An 18348-nucleotide genomic window follows, 5' to 3' on the forward strand; every position below is an offset into this window, starting at 1 on the left:
CAGAACAGCGTGTACTTCGCGTGCAACTCCATGCCGAGCTGGAAGTTCTCGGTCGGCTCGCCGTCCTTGCCCACGCCCATGTTGCCGGTGGCGACACCTCGAACGGAGCCGTCTTCGTTGTAGAGAATTTCGGCGGCGGGAAAGCCGGGGAAAATTTCCACGCCCAGCGCCTCGGCCTGCTGGCCCAGCCAGCGCGTGACGTTCGCGAGGCTGATGACGTAGTTGCCGTGATTCTTGAAGTTATCGGGGAGCGCCCAGTTCGGCACGCCCTTCGCGCCCGTTTCCGTGAGGAAAAGGAACTTGTCTTCGGTCACGGGCACGTTCAGCGGCGCGCCCTGTTCCTTCCAGTCAGGAATCAACTCGTTCAAGGCGCGCGGATCCATGACCGCGCCCGAGAGGATATGCGCCCCGATTTCCGAGCCTTTTTCCAGCACGCACACGCCAATTTCGGCGCCTTTCTCCGCGGCCAGCTGCTTCAGGCGGATCGCGGCGGAAAGCCCGGCCGGGCCGCCCCCCACGATCACCACGTCGTACTCCATCGACTCGCGAGGGCCGTACTGCGCAATCCAATCTTCCGACGACATATCCTCGTCCTTCCTTGCTTGTTCAGCGCCTTGCGGCGCCCTGTCAAAACTGCACTTCGCTCAACGCGAGCACGCCTGCATCACCCTTCGCGGCCAGGATCGAGGTTTCGAGGCCGCCTGCCTGCGCGAGAATGTGCTCGCCGTAGAACTGCGCGATCGCGATCTTCGTGCCGTGGAACTCGGGATCGTTCGCGAGTTCGCGCTGCGAGACGAGCATGGCGCGCGCCATTTGCCAGCCGCACAGCACGATGCCCGCGAGCTTGAGATACGGCACGCTGCCGGCGAACACCGCGTTCGGATCGCGCTTGACGTTCGCCAGCACGTAGTCGACGACATTCGAAAGCGCGCTCGCGCCTTTCTCCAGTTGCGTGCGCAACGATGCCGCCGCCGCGCCGCCCGCCTGACCGAGTTCCTCGGCAGTCCTCTGGATCTCGCCGATCAGGGCCTTCGCGACCGCGCCGCCGTCGCGCACCGTCTTGCGGCCGATCAGGTCGTTCGCCTGGATCGCCGTGGTGCCTTCGTAGATGGCGAGAATCCGCGCGTCGCGGTAGAACTGCGCCGCGCCCGTCTCCTCGATGAAGCCCATGCCGCCGTGCACTTGCACGCCAAGGCTCGCCACGTCGTTGACCATCTCCGTGCTCCAGCCCTTCACGATCGGCACGAGGAATTCATAGATGGCGAGGTTGCGCGCGCGCACGTCGGCGTCGGCGTGGCAGTGCGCGTTGTCGCTGTACGCCGCCGCGACATAGGCCAGCGAACGGGCGCCTTCGGTCAGCGCGCGCATCGTGCCGAGCATGCGCCGCACGTCGGGGTGGTGAATGATGGTGGCCGACTGCTTGAGCGAACCGTCGACGGGGCGGCTCTGCACGCGCTCCTTCGCGTAGGCCACGGCCTTCTGGTAGGCGGCCTCGGCCACGCCCACGCCCTGCATGCCCACGCCGAAGCGCGCCGCGTTCATCATGATGAACATGTATTCGAGGCCGCGATTCTCTTCGCCCACCAGGTAGCCGATCGCGCCACCCTTGTCGCCGTATTGCAGCACGGCGGTCGGGCTCGCCTTGATGCCGAGCTTGTGCTCGATCGAGACGCACTCGACGTCGTTGCGCGCGCCGAGCGAACCGTCATCATTCACGAGGAACTTCGGTACGACGAAAAGCGAAATGCCCTTCACGCCTTCGGGCGCGTTCGGCGTGCGCGCCAGCACGAGGTGGACGATGTTTTCGGCCATATCGTGCTCGCCCCAAGTGATGAAGATCTTCGTGCCGAAGACCTTGTACGTGCCGTCGCCCTGCGGCTCGGCGCGCGTGCGCACGAGCGCGAGATCGGAGCCCGCCTGCGGCTCGGTGAGGTTCATCGTGCCGGTCCAGTCGCCCGAGATGAGCTTGGGCACATAGCGCGACTTCAATTCGTCGCTGCCTGCCGTGAGCAGCGCCTCGATGGCGCCGTCGGTGAGCAGCGGGCACAGCGCGAACGACAGGTTCGCCGCGTTGAGCATTTCGATGCAAGGCGTGGCGATCAGCTTGGGCAGCGCCTGGCCGCCGAATTCGGACGGGTGCTGCAAGCCCTGCCAGCCGCCTTCCACGTACTGGCGAAACGCCTGCGCGAAGCCCGGCGTGGCCGTGACCTTGCCGTTGGCGAGCGCGCTCGGGGCGCGGTCGCCCTCCACGTTCAGCGGGGCGATGACTTCGCCGGACAGCTTCGCGCATTCTTCGACCACCGCCTGCGCGGTGTCGAAACCGGCGTCTTCGAAACCCGGCAGGGTTGCGACGGCGTCGATGCCGGCCAGTTCTTTCAGCACGAACAGCATGTCCTTGACGGGGGCGGTATAGCTCATGATCTCTTCCACTCAAACAGGGATAACAAGACGCCGCCCGGCCAGGAGGTGCAAATGTGGCCACCATGCGGCAATACAGCACGGATCGTAGCGTCAAACGGCTGCCTCGCCACTGGCGAAACCGGACCACATGGTGACAATTCTGGCCACGCTATCGGCGGTTGTGCCCACCCGTCATGGGTGGGCGTCCCCACTTCGCGCTCAGCCGCGGCGCCGGTAGGTGCCGGGCGTGCTGCCGGTCCAGTGGCGAAAGGCGCGATGAAAGGCGCTCGGATCGTCGAACCCCAGATCCCCGCCGATGGCGGCGATGGTGTCCTGGGTGTCGGTCAGGCGCTGGATCGCCACGTCGCGGCGCAAATCGTCCTTGAGCACCTGGAAGGAGGTGTCTTCCGCCGAGAGCCGGCGGCAGAGCGTGCGCACCGAGCAGTGCAGGCTTTGCGCCGCCTGCTCGATGGTCGGCAGGTCGGGCAGTTGCGCGGCCAGGTACTGGCGCACGTTGTGGCTCACGAGCTGCTCGCTGAACGACTCGAAGATCCAGTCGCCGGGCGAGCGCGCGAGAAACGCGCGCAGGTTGCGCTTGCTCTGCCGGATCGGCATGTCGAGATAGTCGGCGCTGAAGCGCATCAGCGTGGCCTCGCGGCCAAAGCGTACCGGCCCCGAGAAGAAGTAACGGTGATCGAGCGCGTGCGCCGGCTGCTCGCAGGCGAAATCCACCTGCAAGAGCGCGATGCGCTGGCCGATGAGCCAGGACGACACGCCGTGCGCCAGCTTGAGCATCAATTCCTGGCCGAGCGGACCGATCGCGCCGTACGCCGGGTTGGCGCGCAGCGCGACTTGCGCAACGAGCCCCTGGCGGCGCGATTCGAGCCGGAAATCGTCGAGCACGATATGGAAGAACTGATCGAAGCGATGCAGCGCGGTTTCGAGGTTGCGCGCGTCGAGCAGGCTCAGGCAGAGGAATTTGAGCGTGCCGCTGCGAAACGGCCGGCTGAAGATGCCGGGCATTTCGTCGTCGAGCTCGATGGCGAGCGTGCGATAGAGCGTGGAGAACTGCTCCTCCGTCACGCGCCCGCCGGGCTTGGCGAGCAGTTCCAGCGCGATGCCGGCCTCGTTGAGGTAACGGCGGATCACGGCGGGCTGAGCGTGCGCACCGGCGAGAAAGCCGTTGACGAGGGAAATGGGAACGGTGGCGCTGGGCGATGGCATGCGATGGCGACGTGAGGCGGCTCGAACAGGGCGGTCGGCGTATTGGCGCGCACGCGCCATTCAACACGGCCCGCCCGCCATTCTAGAACGGCCGCGCGCATCGCGCCCCAAAGTCCGCAATCAGGCCGCGTCGCCCTGCCCGCGCGCCTGCGCGAATGCGGCGAACCACGCGAGACTCTCGGGGTTCGCCATGGTGTCGGGATTGGCGATTTTCTCCAGCGGCTGTCCGAGCAGGAGGCGCTTGATCGGCACCTCCATCTTCTTGCCCGAGAGCGTGCGCGGCACCGCCTGCACCTGATGGATCTCGTCGGGCACGTGGCGCGCCGAGAGCGCTTCGCGCACGCGCGCGCGAATGCGCTGCGCGAGCGCATCGTCCAGCTCGACGCCGGGGCGCAGCACCACGAAGAGCGGCATCGACGAGGCGCGCCCGAGGTACTCCAGATCGACCACGAGGCTGTCGAGCACTTCGGGCAGCGACTCCACCGCGCGATACAGCTCGCTCGTGCCCATGCGGATGCCGTGGCGGTTGATAGTCGCGTCCGAGCGGCCGTAGATGACCGCGCCGCCCGTGGGCGTGATGCGCAGCCAGTCGCCGTGGCGCCAGATGCCAGGGTACATGTCGAAATAGCTCTCGCGGTAGCGCCGGTTCTGCTCGTCGCGCCAGAAGTAGAGCGGCATCGACGGCATGGGCGCGGTGCAGACCAGTTCGCCCACTTCGTCGATGCGCCCGCGCCCCGCTTCGTCGAACGCCTCGACGCGCGCGCCGAGGCACCGGCACTGCATCTCGCCGGGATACACAGGCAAGGTCGGCACGCCCGCGAGAAAGCAGCCTGCGAAGTCGGTGCCGCCCGAAATCGCGTCGATCCATACGGGGCCTACGTGCTCCAGAATCCACACGTAGGCCTCGGGCGGCAGCGGCGAACCGGTGGAGCCCACCGCGCGCAGGCGCGAGAGATCCGACGCCGCGCGCGGCTCGACGCCCGCCTTCAGGCAGCCCTGGAAATACGCGGCCCCGGCGCCGAAGAACGTGACGCCGGTCTCGCCCGCGAAGCGCCAAAGCGCTTGCGCGTCGGGCCAGGCGGGATTGCCGTCGTAGAGACAGAGCGTCGCGCCCGCGAGCAGCCCGGCCATCTGGCAGTTCCACATGATCCAGTTCGTGCTCGCGTACCAGTGGAAGCGGTCGCCGGGATGCAGATCGAGATGCAGCGCGGTGAGCTTCACGTGCTCCACCACCACGCCGCCATGCGAATGCACGATAGCCTTGGGCATGCCCGTCGTGCCCGACGAATAGACGATCCACAGAGGATGATCGAACGGCACGCTCTCGATTTGCAGCGATGCGTCGCCGGCAACCGCGTCGCGCCACGCCGTGGCGCGCGGGTATTCGCTTGCGCTCGCCTCGGGGTCGAGTTGCGCGACGAACAGGAGCTGCTCCACGCTCCGCAATTCGCGCAGCAGATGGTGAATCAGTTCGCGCCGGTCGTGCGGCTTGCCGCCATAGCGATAGCCGTCAGCCGCGATCAGCACCTTCGGCTCGATCTGGCGGAATCGGTCGAGCACCGCGAGCGGTCCCATGTCGGGCGAGCAGACCGACCAGATCGCGCCCACGCTCGCCGTGGCGAGAAAGGCCACCACGGTCTCGGGCGTGTTCGGCATGAAGGCCGCGACGCGGTCGCCGCGTGCGACGCCAAGGCGCCGCAATGTCGCCGCGCAGGCCGCGACCTGGCGGCGCAACTCGGCCCAGCTCGTTTCGCGCGTGCGCCCCGCCAAGGCCCCGCTCTCGCTGCGCGAAACGATCGCGGGCGAGGCGTCGCTCGCGAGGCGCAGCGCCTGCTCGACGTAATTGAGCTCGACGCCCGGGAACCAGCGCGCGCCGGGCATGGCGGCGTCGGCGAGCGCTGCGCCGCGCGGCTGCCGCGAGGGAATCTGCGCCCAGTCCCACAGCGCGCACCAGAAGCCGTTGACGTCCTCGACCGACCAGCGCCATAGCGCGTCGTAGTCGTCGAACGTCAGGCCGCGCGCTTCGGCCAGCCATGTCGTGAACTGGGTGATGCGCGCCGACTCGATCTGCTGCGGCGTGGGCGTCCAGGCGGGTGCGCTTTCCGGCACGGTTTCGTTCATCTCGATGCGAAGGCTCTTGTGAATTTGTCTGAGCCCATGGTGCCGGAGCCGGCGCGCATCGAACAATTAAGGGAAACCAGTGGAACGCGCGCGGCGCTACCCCCGCATGAGCGCGGCCTGCGGTTCGCCCATGCCCGCCTTGTCGGCGAGGCGGATCAGCTCGGCGAACGAGCGCGCCCGCATTTTCTCCATCACGCGCGCACGGTGGATCTTCACGGTGCTTTCGGCCGTGCCGAGCACGCTTGCCACCTGTTTGTTGAGGAGTCCCGTGACGACGAGCGCCATCACCTCGCGCTCGCGCGGCGTGAGCGTGCCGACGCAGGCGTGGATCTGTTCGAGCTCCTCGTGCCGCGCGCAGGCGCTGGCCGAAAGCGCCAGTGCACGCGCGACGGCCGGCAGGAGCCGCGCCTCGTCGAGCGGCTTGACGAGGAAATCGGTTGCGCCATGTTTCATGGCGTCGACCGTCGAGAGAATGTCGCCGTCACCGCTCACGAACACCACGGGCAAGGTCGCGCGCAGGCGCTCCTGCACGGCGAGCCCGCTGCAATCGGGCAAATGCAGGTCGAGCACGAGACAGGCCGGGCCGCAATCCAGGTCGGCCTCGCTCAGGAACGAGGCGCCGTCCGGCCAGGTTTGCACGCAATAGCCCGCGACATGAAGGAGGCGCGCGAGCGCGCGCCGCACACTCTCGTCGTCGTCGACCACGAACACCATGCCAGACTCGCTCATCAGCGCACCCGCGCGGCCGTTGCGTGCGCTTCGCGTTCGAGCGGCAGCGACACATGGAAGGTCGCCCCGCGCGCGGCATTGTTCTCGGCCCATAGCCGCCCGCCGTGCAGCGTCACGATATTGCGGCTAATGGGGAGGCCAAGGCCAAGCCCCTGCGGCTTCGAGGTGAAAAACGGCGTGAACACGGCGTCGAGCGGTTGCGTGGCGATGCCCTCACCACGATCGCTCACCGACACGCGCACCGTTTGCGGCCCTTCGCCGCTCACCCGCGCCGTCACGAGCCGGTCGTCTGCCGTACACGCCTCAACCGCGTCGAGCGCGTTCATCATCAGATTGAGCACGACTTGCTGCAACTGCACGCGATCGCCATGCACGACATGCGGGCCGCCTTCGATCTCGACAGCCACGCGCACGTTGCGCTGCGCGGCGTCGCCATGCACGAGCGCCGCCACGTCGCGCACCAGTTGGCCGAGTTCCTGCGGCTGCATGTCGAGTTGGCCCTTTTTCACGAGCGCGCGGATACGGCTGACGATGCCGGCGGCGCGCAAGCCGTCGGCGGCAATGTCCGCGAACGTCTCGCGCAACTCGTCGCGATCGATGGTTTCGTTCTCCAGATAATGTTGCGCTGCCTGCACGTTGCTCAGTATCGCCGTGAGCGGTTGATTGATTTCATGGGCGAGCGAGCCTGCCAGTTCGCCAAGCGTCGACACGCGTAGCAAATGGGCGACCTCCGGCTGCGGCGGCAAGTCGAACGGTGTGGGCGGCGGCACGGTCTCGCGCGGCTTCGCCCGGCCCTTGCGCGGGCGGCTCGCGGTCTTTTCGGCACGCTTTTCAGTGTGCTTTTCGAGGCGCTTATCGGCGCGCTTTTCGCCGCTTGCCTGCGAAAAGCCGTTATTGCCCGCATTCGCGCCGATGTCCTGCTGACGGCTCGCGGATTCCATCATATTGTGATTTTTTGCAGTATTTTGAATAAACGGCGGAATTGAAACCCTTTTCGGTCGAATACTATCTCGCGAATTAATGGAATATCCGCGTCGATGAAATAGCGCGAAATCATTCCCGAACAACCAAAACGCTGTCGCGAGCGCGAGAAGTTGCGCAATGCAACATCCCGGCATATCGATACTCATGACGTGCATCTCCGATTTGCCGCGTTATTCGCCGCATTCACGGCCCCCGCGCCGGTGCGGCGCGCCCGCGATATGCCTCGGCGGGATCTCCAGGCACCAAGGTTTGCATAGGGATAGCGATTTGCCGAAACGGCGCGATCCCGTCCGGTTCAAGCGCTGACTGCCACGACATGATTGTAAGCAATTTGCGCGGGAAAGCTTATTCGGTGCGCAATGCCGTAATGCCGCACTTGCGCGGCATATTGTCGTACGCAATTCGCATAACGCCGCATGAAAGATGACATGCAATGGCGGCGCTTAATCCCGAAGATGCCGCCGATTCAGGGTCCCTATCGGACTAAAGTCTTATTGTCAGATTGTGCGCCCCCTAGCAGATTATTCGAGTAGCAGCGCGGGCACTTTTTTCGCATGCGATATCCGCGCTGTCGATACGCCGCAAGCTCACGGGTTGGCGCGTCACACGAAAGTTGCGCCGAGGCCAGTTCGTAATGGAGATCGCCCATGTCCGATTCCGCATCGCCTCGTCCTGCCGCCGCGCCCGACAGCGCAGCCGCGCCGGCCACCGCCACCAAGCTGCGGCTCGGCGCGCTCACCGCCCTCGTCGTGGGGTCGATGGTGGGCGGCGGCATCTTCTCCCTGCCGCAGAACATGGCGGTCAGCGCCGACGCCGGCGCCGTGCTGATCGGCTGGGCAATCACCGCGGTCGGCATGCTCACGCTGGCGTTCGTGTTCCAGACGCTGGCGCTGCGCAAGCCCGAGCTGGACGGCGGGGTGTACGCCTTCGCCAAGGCCGGCTTCGGCGACTATATGGGTTTCGGCTCGGCGTGGGGTTACTGGATCAGTGCGTGGCTCGGCAACGTCGGCTACTTCGTTCTCCTCTTCAGTACGCTCGGCTACTTCTTCCCGATCTTCGGCGAGGGCAACACGCCGATTGCAATCATCTGTTCGTCGGTGCTGCTCTGGGCGCTGCACTTCCTCGTGCTGCGCGGCATCAAGGAAGCGGCGTTCGTCAACCAGATCACCACCGTGGCGAAGATGGTGCCACTTTGCCTCTTCATCATCCTCTGCGCATTTGCGTTCCGCTCGGGCATCTTCACCACCGACTTCTGGGGGCAAATGAATCCCAAGCTCGGCAGCGTGACCAACCAGGTCCGCAACATGATGCTCGTGACGGTGTGGGTGTTCATCGGCATCGAAGGCGCGAGTATCTTCTCGGCGCGCGCCGAGAAGCGCAGCGACGTCGGCAAGGCGACGGTCATCGGCTTCGTCGGCGTGCTGCTCCTGCTCGTGCTCGTGAACGTGCTCTCGCTGGGCGTGCTCACGCAACCTCAGCTCGCCGCCTTGCAGAACCCTTCGATGGCGGGCGTGCTGGAACGCGTGGTGGGCCACTGGGGCGCGATTCTGATCAGCGTGGGTCTCGTGGTGTCGCTTGCCGGCGCGCTGCTCTCGTGGGTGCTGCTGTGCGCCGAGATCATCTTCTCGGCCGCGCGCGACCACACCATGCCGAGCTTCCTGCGCAAGGAGAACGCCAAGCAGGTGCCGGCCAATGCGCTGTGGCTCACGAACGGCATGATCCAGTTGTTCCTCATCATCACGCTGTTTTCGAAGGGCACGTATCTCTCGCTGATCTATCTCGCGACGTCGATGATCCTGCTGCCCTACTTCTGGTCGGCGGCTTACGCGCTCCTGCTCACGCTGCGCGGCGAGACCTATGAGAAGGACAGCCGCGAGCGCAGCAAGGATCTGATCATTGCGCTGATCGCCGTGATCTACGCCGTCTGGCTCATCTATGCGGGCGGCCTCAAGTATGTGCTGCTCTCCGCGCTGCTCTATGCGCCTGGCGTGGTGCTGTTCGCGCGCGCGAAACGCGAGATCGGCCAGCCCGTATTCACGACCATTGAGAAGTTCGTCTTCGCCGCAGTGCTGCTCGGTGCGCTGGTGGCGGCTTTCGGCCTGTACAAGGGCTTTCTCACCCTCTGATTCGAGGAGTCACATATGAGTACGGACACTGTCGCCTTCGGCGTCAACTCCGAGGCGGGCAAGCTGCGCAAAGTCATGGTGTGCGCACCGGGCCTCGCGCATCAACGCCTCACGCCCAGCAATTGCGACGAGCTTCTCTACGACGACGTCATCTGGGTCAGTCAGGCGAAGCGCGACCACTTCGACTTCGTGACGAAAATGCGCGAGCGTGGCGTGGACGTCCTCGAGATGCACAATCTGCTCACGGAAACGGTGCAGAACCCGGAAGCGCTCAAGTACATCCTCGATCGCAAGGTTCGCCCCGAAACCGTGGGCGTGTCGCTCGCGGGCGAGGTGACTAGCTGGCTCCAGGGGCTCGAACCGCGCAAAGTCGCGGAATTCCTGATTGGCGGCGTGGTGGCCGAAGATATTCCGGACACCGATCAAAGCAAGATCCTCAAGGAATTCCGCCGCTATCTGGGCTATTCGAGCTTCGTGCTCGCGCCGCTGCCGAACAGCACCTTCACGCGCGACACCACCTGCTGGATCTACAACGGCGTCACGCTCAACCCGATGTACTGGCCGGCGCGCCGCCAGGAAACGCTGCTCACTACGGCCATCTATCGCTATCACCCGGAATTCGCCGGCAAGGACTTCCAGGTGTGGTACGGCGACCCCGACGAGGACCACGGCGCGGCCACGCTGGAAGGCGGCGACGTGATGCCGATCGGCAACGGCGTCGTGCTGGTGGGCATGGGCGAGCGCACGAGCCGCCAGGCCATCGGTCGGCTCGCGCAAAACCTCTTCGCCAAGGGCGGCGCCGAGCGCGTGATCGTCGCGGGCTTGCCGAAGTCTCGCGCCGCCATGCACCTCGACACGGTGTTCAGCTTCTGCGACCGCGACCTCGTGACGATCTTCCCCGAAGTGGTGGGCGAGATCGTGCCGTTCTCGATCCGCCCCGACGACAAGAGCCCGTCGAAGCTCGAACTGCGCCGCGAGGAAAAGCCCTTCGTCGACGTCGTGGCCGAAGCGCTGGGCTTGAAGAGTCTGCGCATTGTCGAGACCGGCGGCAACGCGTTCGCGGCCGAGCGCGAACAGTGGGACGACGGCAACAACGTGGTGTGCGTGGAACCGGGCGTCGTGATCGGCTACGACCGCAACACCTACACGAATACGCTGCTGCGCAAGGCGGGCGTGGAAGTCATCACGATCACGGCGAGCGAACTGGGCCGCGGGCGCGGCGGCGGTCACTGCATGACCTGCCCGATCGTACGCGACGCGGTGGAGTATTGAGCCGCCGAGGCCTGAACATTCGCACTTAAGCGCATTCAAGCGCACTCAAGCGCATTCACCTGATTTCGCAACGGAGAACCGACATGGCTTTCAACCTGCGCAACCGCAGCCTGCTCAGCCTCATGCACCACAACACCCGCGAACTACGCTATCTGCTCGACCTCTCGCGCGACCTCAAGCGCGCCAAGTACACGGGCACGGAGCAGCAGCATCTCAAGGGTGTGAACATTGCCCTCATCTTCGAAAAGACGTCCACGCGCACGCGTTGCGCGTTCGAAGTCGCGGCCTATGACCAGGGCGCGAACGTCACCTATATCGACCCGAACTCCTCGCAGATCGGCCACAAGGAAAGCATGAAGGACACGGCGCGCGTGCTCGGGCGCATGTACGACGCGATCGAGTATCGCGGCTTCAAGCAGGAGATCGTCGAAGAACTCGCGAAATTCGCCGGCGTGCCCGTGTTCAACGGTCTCACCGACGAATACCACCCCACGCAGATGCTCGCCGACGTGCTCACCATGCGCGAGCATTCGGACAAGCCGCTCACGCAGATCAGCTATGCGTACCTCGGTGACGCGCGCAACAACATGGGCAATTCGCTGCTGCTGATCGGCGCGAAACTCGGCATGGACGTGCGCATCGCGGCGCCGAAATCGCTGTGGCCGCACGACGATCTCGTGGCGGATTGCAAGAAGTTCGCCGAGGAAAGCGGCGCGCGCATCCTGCTCACCGAAGACCCGAAGGCCGCGGTCAACGGCGTGGATTTCGTGCATACCGACGTGTGGGTTTCCATGGGCGAGCCGGTGGAAGCCTGGGGCGAGCGGATCAAGCTGCTGCTGCCCTACCAGGTGAACATGGCGCTCATGAAGGCGAGCGGCAGCGCGCAAACGCGCTTCATGCACTGTCTGCCCGCCTTCCACAACAGCGAGACCGTGGTGGGCAAGCAGATCGCCGACAAGTATCCGGAGCTCAAGGGCGGCATCGAGGTCACGGAAGAAGTGTTCGAGTCGCCGCTGAACCTCGCTTTCGAGCAGGCGGAAAACCGCATGCACACGATCAAGGCGATCCTCGTTTCGACGCTCGCCGACATTTGAGCCGCACGGCTTGACGGGGCACGCGCACCGCGCGGCCGGGCTTCAAACCCGGTCGCCTCGCGCGTGCTCCGCTTCAACGACACGCATAACCTCGGGAGTACACCATGCGAATCGTGATTGCGCTTGGCGGCAACGCGCTGCTGCGTCGCGGCGAGCCGATGACGGCGGAAAACCAGCGCGAGAACGTGCGCCTCGCGGCCACCCAGATCTCGCAGATCGCGCAGGGCAACGAACTCGTGATCGCTCACGGCAACGGGCCGCAGGTGGGCCTGCTCGCGCTCCAGGGCGAAGCCTACAAGGACGTGCCGGGCTACCCGCTGGACGTGCTCGGCGCCCAAACCGAAGGCATGATCGGCTACATGATCGAGCAGGAGCTGGGCAACCTGCTGCCGTATGAGGTGCCTTTCGCGACCATCCTCACCCAGGTCGAAGTGGACGCGAACGATCCGGCGTTCCAGCATCCGACCAAGCCGATCGGCCCGGTCTACACAAAGGAGCAGGCGGAGACGCTCGCCGCCGAGCGTGGCTGGAGCATTGCCCCGGACGGCGACAAATTCCGCCGCGTGGTGGCAAGCCCGAGACCCAAGCACATCTTCGAGATCCGCCCGGTGAAATGGCTGCTGGAGCGCGGCACGATCGTGATCTGCGCGGGCGGCGGCGGCATTCCGACGCTCTATGGCGAAGGCCACAAGCTGGGCGGCGTGGAGGCCGTGATCGACAAGGACCTCTGCTCGGCGTTGCTCGCGCAGGAGCTGGAAGCCGACGTGCTGATCATCGCGACCGACGTGAACGCGACCTATATCGACTGGAGCAAGCCGACGCAAAAGGCCATTGCGAGCGCGCATCCCGACGAGCTGGAGAAACTGGGATTCGCGGCCGGGTCGATGGGTCCGAAAGTGATGGCGGCCGCCGAGTTCGCTCGCAACACCGGCAAAGATGCGGTGATTGGCGCGCTGGCCGATATCGTGGCGATCACCCAGGGCAAGGCGGGCACGCGCGTGAGCACCGCAAAGCCCGGTTTGGTTTTCTATTAGGCCTGTTGCCTGACTGAGCGAGGCTAACTGAGTGTGGCTAACTGAGTGTGGCTAACTGAGTGAGCCTGACTGCGTAATCAGGGCGCGCGCCTGCGGCAAAACCGGCTGCGGCGCGCGCGGTTGTTTGACGCGCTTCCAGGACGCTCCCTACTCTTCGCGCGCCGGCGGCATAACCTGCGCGCTGATCGTGCGCTCCCGCCAGAACAAATTGTGGATGCGGCTCTGCAAGCGGCGCAGGCCCTCTTCGCTCGCGCTGTGAAACGTGAGCAATGCGGCGGGACGCCCCGCGCCTTCAATGCGCTCGATGGCGTCGAACGGCGGAAAGCCGTAGCGCTCCAGAAACTCGTTGATTTCAGCGTCCGAGACGTGTTCGTCGATATTTCCCAACAGCAGGTCGGCCATGGTCTACCCCTAGTGTGCGTTCATTCGTGATGATAGTGTGGATTGGCCCGGTGTGACGACAAACCGCGTGAATCCGCGCGTGCCGTCGCAAAACCCGCGCAAAACCCGCGCCGGACCTCGCCTCAACCCGCGGGCACGATGCCCAGCGCCGCTTGCACGGCATGAATGAAGTGCGCGCCGTCGAAGGGCTTGTGCAGGTACGAAACGGCGCCGGATGCATAGGCCTCGTCGCGCACACCGGCTTCGTCGCGCGCGGTGATGACGATCACCGGCATCCCCGTATGCGCGATGCGCCGTTGAACCGCCAGGCCGCTCAAGCCGGGCAACTGCACGTCGAGCACGGCGCAGCCCGGTTGCGGCCCATGTGCGCCGGACTGGGCAGACTGCGCTGCGAGCAGGCCGAGCGCGCCCAGAAAGTCCTCGCCGCTACGAAAGATCCGCGCGCCGATGCCTGCCGTGCGCAACAGGCGTTGCAGCGCGCGGCCGACAGATTCGTCGTCGTCCACCACGGCCACCCACGGTTGGGCATCGAGCATGTTCGCGCATTCCATGTTTCGCGGCCCAAGCCCACGTGCGGGCCCAGGCGCGGGCGATCAGACGGTATCCGGCACGTACCGGTAGGGATAGCCCGGGTCCACATAACCCTGAGCCTTCTGCCGGGCGGGCAACACGATCTTTTCGCGCGGCAGCGGCTCGTACGGAATGCTGCTCAGCAGATGATTGATGACGTTCAGGCGCGCCCGTTTCTTGTCGTCGGATCGGACTACGAACCATGGCGATTCCGGCGTATCCGTCATGTCGAACATTTCGTCGCGCGCGCGTGAGTAGTCGTACCAGCGCCGATACGATTCGAGGTCCATGGGCGAGAGCTTCCAGATCTTGCGCGGGTCGTTGATGCGCGACTCGAGACGCCGGGTTTGCTCTTTCTGGCTCACTTCGAGCCAGTATTTGATGAGGATCGTGCCCGAGTCGATGATGGCGCGCTCGATGAGCGGCACGCCGCGCAGAAACTCGTGCACCTGCTGCTCCGTGCAGAAGCCCATCACGCGCTCCACGCCCGCGCGGTTATACCAGCTACGGTCGAACACGACGATTTCGCCGGCGGCGGGCAGATGCGGCAGGTAGCGCTGGAAGTACATCTGCGACTTTTCGCGCTCGGTGGGCGCCGGCAGCGCGAACACGCGGAACACGCGCGGACTCACGCGCTCGGTGAGCGCCTTGATGGTGCCGCCCTTGCCCGCGCCGTCGCGCCCCTCGAACAAGATGCACACGCGCTTGCGATTCTTGACGACCCATTCCTGCAAGCGGACGAGCTCGCCATGCAACCGCGTCAGTTCCTTTTGGTACGCTTTCTCGCTGAGTTTTTCGACCGGCTCTTCCGTGTGCTCAGCTTTCACTTCCTGTTTTTTTGCCATGGAGTCGCTCCACGCGAAATTCGCCTCCCACGAGGCGGATCTATCCACTATGGTGGGCGAAAATTGATCGCGCAATAGGACTTTGGGCTAAGCCCGGATAGCGTTGACATCGAACAGGTGTGCGCTCGTCGGCGCGCCTCGAATACGCGCCTCAATCGTGTGCGTAATTGAACTCCGGCATGGCCTTGAGCTGGGCCTTGTCCGCCTGTAGCACGATCTGCCGGCTGCTGATGCGCAGATCGTTGAACGGTACGGCCACGAGATGCTTGCCCATGCCGAGAAAGCCGCCTACCGAGAGAATCGCGAAGGCGCCGTCGTTGGGCGATTCGAGCACGATGTCGTCGATCGCGCCGATCTTGCTGCCGCTGTTGTCGTACACCTCCGAGCCCACGAGCTTCGAGGCGCGAAAGCCGGTGCCCGACTGAACCGTCGCCATACGCTGCACTGCGATGTTTTGCGGCGCGCCCTGGGCCGGCGCCAAGGTGACGAACCCCGGCCCGCAACTCAGGGCGACAGCAAGCACCGCAGCATGACGTGCAAGCAGGCGGCGCAAATTCAGCGGGCGTTGCGATTGTGTCGTCATGGTATCCCCTCCCTCCTGCGAATTCGCGATGGATACCGGACCATTGCAAACGCTATGCCCGGCGGCGTCCCTGGCCCCGCTCAGGCAGGCGTCGCCCAATGGTCGAGGAGCGGCCCGTGTTCGCCATCAAGCGGATCGCGCGCGGGAAACGGCAGCGCCTGCATCGCGCGCAGTTCCGCGGCCGTGAGCGCGTCGCGCCGGATGTCCCACTGCTGCCCGCGCGGGTAGCCGCCCGCCACGTGAAATCCGCCGGCCAGCGAAAGCAGGCAATGCCCCGTGCCGGCAGGCAGCAACAACGCGTCGCCCGCGTGCACGCGCAGCACGCGTCCGCCCGGCCCGCCGAGAATCAGCTCAGCCGTGCCCGCGTACACGCCCAGCACCTCGTGCGCCGTAGAGTGGAAATGGTGATAGTCGAATACGCCGTCCAACCATTGCACCGGCCATTCGTTCGCTTCGAAGCGCTCGGTGAATGCCCGCGCGAGATCCTGCGTGCCCGGCGCGAGCGCGCGTCGATAGACGACCACGGGAAGCCGCGCGTTGTTCGGCACCCAACCGTGCGGGCCCAGATGGAACGCTTCCACGCCGCCTGCGGGCTCAGGCGCACGGCGTTCGGCCGGCTTGCGAGATTGATGCGGCGTGTTGAATGAATGCAATGCGTCATGTTCGTGCATCGTCACTGCCCCTTCGCATCGCCGCGCCCGGCCGCGCCCGACGCGCCATGTGCGGTCGTCGCTTTCATCGCTTTCGTCGCGCTCATTGCGTCGCTCGCCGGTTGCTTCGCGTGATGCGGTTTATGGTTCGCGGAATGTGTCGTTTGCGTGGTTTGTCCACGCTTGCCGGCAGGCACGCCTTGCTCGACACCGTGGGTCGGCGCGGGATAAACGCCGTTGGCCTTGGCACCGCTTGACTCCGTGGCCGGCGCCGTGGTGGGACGATCCGCGCCGCTATTGTCCTGCGCGTGCGCGGCGCCCACGCCTGCGAGCGCCGAAGCGGCGGCGAGGAAAGCCATCCTCAACGCGGTGTGCAGATTCATCGGCCATCCTCCTTGCGGCTTGTGGCGCGTAAATGGACTTCACATGCCTCACGCAGCAACCTGCGTACCGGGCCGCCGCGCACGCGTGAATCGCAGGAAAATCGATTCGCGATCCCAGGTAACGCCAGGTAACTGAAAGGCGACTGAAGCGCCTGCGGCGGCGCCCGCCGGGAAAAACGCCAGATGGACGACGCCACGCGGCACAGTGCTTGCTGTAACGGGTGCATACGGATGCGCGCGTGCGCCGAATATCCGGCGCACGCTTCGCGCAACCTGGAGAGGTCCATGCTTTCGAACCCGCTGAGTTCCCCTCGCCCGCTACCTGCTGCATGCCTTCTACACCGCACGCCCGAGGCGCATCTGCCAACGGAGGAGCCCAACGACCCGCACCGCCCGCCGCCTCCGCCTCGGGTGCCGGACAGCGAACCGCCCCCGGTGCCCGCGGGCGACCCGCCGCCCGAGGCACCGCCCGAGCGCCTGCGCTAGCGGGCCGGTTTAGCGCCTGGGCGGCTCCTCTTCGTCGGGCAAATCGAGGTCGTCGAAGTTGTCCGCGAGCGGATACGAATCGATACGATCGGGCAGCACGTCGCCGTCCGGCGAGAGCAAGGCGTCGCCATCGGCGGCGAGGCGCTCGCCCGTGCCCGTGCGATCCGTGTCGCTTTGCGCCTCGGTCTTGCCCTCTTCGAGCGCGTGATTGTCGAGTTCGCTGTCGCGGTCGAAGTCGTGGCGCTTCGCGCCGCGCGTATCGCTGCCCGTGTCCGACGCGTCGCCGGGGCCGAGCGAATCGATGTCGTGTCCGGGTGGGCCCGCTTGCGGCAGGTCGTCGTTGTCGGGGTCGAGCGTGCTGGTCATCGCGTCCTCCTTGTCGGGGATTGTCGATGCCCTTTCCCAGCAGATCGCGTGCCGCGGCACGTTTGCCTAACGCTCCGAACCACCGTGCGGCGGCAGCGCGAAACCCGCATTGCGGGCGGCTTGCAGTTCGCCGCGCGAGCAGCCGAGTAACGCCTTGATCTGGTCCGGGTCGGCAGGCTTCGATGTGCCAGTCAAAGCCCGCCGCGATCGTCTTGCGCCGGTCCTCGTCCTGCCCCCAGCCCGTGAGCGCCACCACCACCATATCCCGCGCCTGCGGCATCGCGCGCAGCGCACGCGTGCGCCGCGTCGGCGGGCAGATTCGCGGCCAGCGGGTGCGTGGAGCCCGCGCAGCGCGCGAACGCGGCGCCCGGCTCCTGCGCGCCTGCGAGATAGAGCCCGACGAACGGCAGGTCGCGGCGATTCTCGCCGAGCACGGCGAGCATTTCCTCGCAAGCAAGGGCCGTCGTCTGCGCATGGCGCGCCGCGCCGGAAAGCTGCGCCACCGTGGCGAGCCGCCGCTCGGAGAGCACGCACCGGGTGTCCTCGGTCACGACGCACAACATGCCTTCCACGCGGCCGCTGTCGCCGTGCGCCGGGCTGTACGAAAAGGTGTGCCAGGTTTCTTCCTTGAAGCCGTTGCGCTCCAGAATCAGCAGCAGGTTTTCGTCCCAGGTCGCCTCGCCCGTGCTCAGGACGTACTCGATGCGCGAGCCCGCCTCCTGCCAGACCTCGGCCCAAACCTCGCGTGCGGGCGCGCCGATGAAGCACTGCTTGACCCCGAGCGTCGGCCGGTAGGCGTCGTTGCAAAGGAAGGTCAGCTCGGGCCCCCAGGCGAGCCACATTGCGTAGCGCGAGCCGAGCATGAGCCGCACGACGGTTTGCAGACTGCGCGACCACGACGCGGCGTTGCCCAGCGGCGTCGCGGACCAGTCGAAGTCACGCACCATCTCGGCCATGCCGGGCGGCGCCTGTGCGGTCGCGGGTGCGGACATGGACACCACCGTCGACGCGGCCTGCAAAGAGGCGTGGACGTTCTCGTTCGGTTCAGCGGTCATCGGTAGTGCGCTCCCGCAGCGGCT

The 18348-nt window shown here is 65.7% G+C and carries 19 protein-coding genes; 4 read left to right on the plus strand and 15 right to left on the minus strand.

Features of this window, described 5'->3' with window-relative positions; translation table 11 throughout:
* The 6 genes from C7401_RS33960 to C7401_RS33985 form a co-directional block, all read right to left on the minus strand.
* A partial coding sequence (locus C7401_RS33960; protein WP_146758047.1) for an NAD(P)/FAD-dependent oxidoreductase occupies positions 1–584 on the minus strand: 584 nt, incomplete at its 3' end.
* Positions 585–627: 43 nt separating this feature from the next.
* Positions 628–2418 carry an acyl-CoA dehydrogenase gene (locus C7401_RS33965; protein ID WP_112176238.1) on the minus strand — a complete coding sequence of 597 codons (1791 nt, stop codon included), beginning with the start codon at positions 2416–2418 and terminating at the stop codon, positions 628–630.
* Between the two features lie 201 nt (positions 2419–2619).
* Positions 2620–3684: an AraC family transcriptional regulator gene (locus C7401_RS33970; RefSeq protein WP_372460416.1), complete on the minus strand. Its 1065-nt coding sequence runs from the start codon at positions 3682–3684 to the stop codon at positions 2620–2622.
* Positions 3685–3744: 60 nt separating this feature from the next.
* Positions 3745–5745: an acetoacetate--CoA ligase gene (locus C7401_RS33975; RefSeq protein WP_112176242.1), complete on the minus strand. Its 2001-nt coding sequence runs from the start codon at positions 5743–5745 to the stop codon at positions 3745–3747.
* A 96-nt stretch (positions 5746–5841) separates the two neighbouring features.
* Positions 5842–6474, minus strand: a complete 633-nt coding sequence (locus tag C7401_RS33980; protein ID WP_112176244.1) for a response regulator transcription factor — start codon at positions 6472–6474, stop codon at positions 5842–5844.
* The gene (locus tag C7401_RS33985) at positions 6474–7418 is read right to left on the minus strand and encodes a sensor histidine kinase (RefSeq protein WP_181565768.1); all 945 of its coding nucleotides are present in this window, start codon (positions 7416–7418) and stop codon (positions 6474–6476) included. Before C7401_RS33985 ends, C7401_RS33980 begins: the two co-directional genes overlap by 1 nt.
* Positions 7419–8216: 798 nt before the next feature.
* Here C7401_RS33985 and arcD point away from each other — a divergent pair.
* The 4 genes from arcD to arcC all read left to right on the plus strand — a co-directional run bounded on the left by arcD (position 8217) and on the right by arcC (position 12984).
* Positions 8217–9584, plus strand: coding sequence for an arginine-ornithine antiporter (gene arcD, locus C7401_RS33990; protein WP_258397341.1), 1368 nt, complete (start codon positions 8217–8219; stop codon positions 9582–9584).
* Between the two features lie 15 nt (positions 9585–9599).
* Positions 9600–10856 (plus strand): arginine deiminase, encoded by a 1257-nt coding sequence (gene arcA / locus C7401_RS33995; RefSeq protein ID WP_112176250.1) that lies wholly within the window; start codon positions 9600–9602, stop codon positions 10854–10856.
* A gap of 83 nt (positions 10857–10939) precedes the next feature.
* Positions 10940–11950 (plus strand): ornithine carbamoyltransferase, encoded by a 1011-nt coding sequence (locus C7401_RS34000; RefSeq protein ID WP_112176251.1) that lies wholly within the window; start codon positions 10940–10942, stop codon positions 11948–11950.
* Positions 11951–12054: 104 nt separating this feature from the next.
* Positions 12055–12984, plus strand: coding sequence for a carbamate kinase (gene arcC, locus C7401_RS34005; protein ID WP_112176253.1), 930 nt, complete (start codon positions 12055–12057; stop codon positions 12982–12984).
* Between the two features lie 147 nt (positions 12985–13131).
* Here arcC and C7401_RS34010 read toward each other — a convergent pair whose 3' ends face one another.
* The 9 genes from C7401_RS34010 to C7401_RS34045 form a co-directional block, all read right to left on the minus strand.
* A complete protein-coding gene (locus C7401_RS34010) occupies positions 13132–13386 on the minus strand; it encodes an RNA-binding protein (RefSeq protein WP_112176255.1) in 255 nt (84 codons plus the stop codon).
* A gap of 122 nt (positions 13387–13508) precedes the next feature.
* Positions 13509–13922: a response regulator transcription factor gene (locus C7401_RS34015; protein WP_112176257.1), complete on the minus strand. Its 414-nt coding sequence runs from the start codon at positions 13920–13922 to the stop codon at positions 13509–13511.
* A gap of 57 nt (positions 13923–13979) precedes the next feature.
* Positions 13980–14801 carry a polyphosphate kinase 2 gene (gene ppk2, locus C7401_RS34020; RefSeq protein ID WP_112176259.1) on the minus strand — a complete coding sequence of 274 codons (822 nt, stop codon included), beginning with the start codon at positions 14799–14801 and terminating at the stop codon, positions 13980–13982.
* A gap of 151 nt (positions 14802–14952) precedes the next feature.
* Positions 14953–15384: a PRC-barrel domain-containing protein gene (locus tag C7401_RS34025; protein WP_112176261.1), complete on the minus strand. Its 432-nt coding sequence runs from the start codon at positions 15382–15384 to the stop codon at positions 14953–14955.
* An 80-nt stretch (positions 15385–15464) separates the two neighbouring features.
* Positions 15465–16061, minus strand: a complete 597-nt coding sequence (locus C7401_RS34030; protein WP_373864477.1) for a cupin — start codon at positions 16059–16061, stop codon at positions 15465–15467.
* Positions 16058–16417, minus strand: a complete 360-nt coding sequence (locus tag C7401_RS34035; RefSeq protein ID WP_112176263.1) for a hypothetical protein — start codon at positions 16415–16417, stop codon at positions 16058–16060. The genes C7401_RS34030 and C7401_RS34035 overlap by 4 nt, the downstream gene beginning before the upstream one ends.
* A 495-nt stretch (positions 16418–16912) precedes the next feature.
* Positions 16913–17269 (minus strand): chemotaxis protein, encoded by a 357-nt coding sequence (locus tag C7401_RS34040; RefSeq protein ID WP_112176265.1) that lies wholly within the window; start codon positions 17267–17269, stop codon positions 16913–16915.
* Between the two features lie 66 nt (positions 17270–17335).
* Positions 17336–17464 (minus strand): hypothetical protein, encoded by a 129-nt coding sequence (locus tag C7401_RS45785; RefSeq protein ID WP_258397340.1) that lies wholly within the window; start codon positions 17462–17464, stop codon positions 17336–17338.
* Positions 17461–18324 carry a PAS domain-containing protein gene (locus tag C7401_RS34045; protein WP_112176267.1) on the minus strand — a complete coding sequence of 288 codons (864 nt, stop codon included), beginning with the start codon at positions 18322–18324 and terminating at the stop codon, positions 17461–17463. Before C7401_RS34045 ends, C7401_RS45785 begins: the two co-directional genes overlap by 4 nt.
* Positions 18325–18348 lie beyond the last annotated feature (24 nt).

It is taken from the genome of Paraburkholderia unamae, from assembly GCF_003268775.1.
Taxonomy (GTDB): Bacteria; Pseudomonadota; Gammaproteobacteria; order Burkholderiales; family Burkholderiaceae; genus Paraburkholderia; species Paraburkholderia unamae.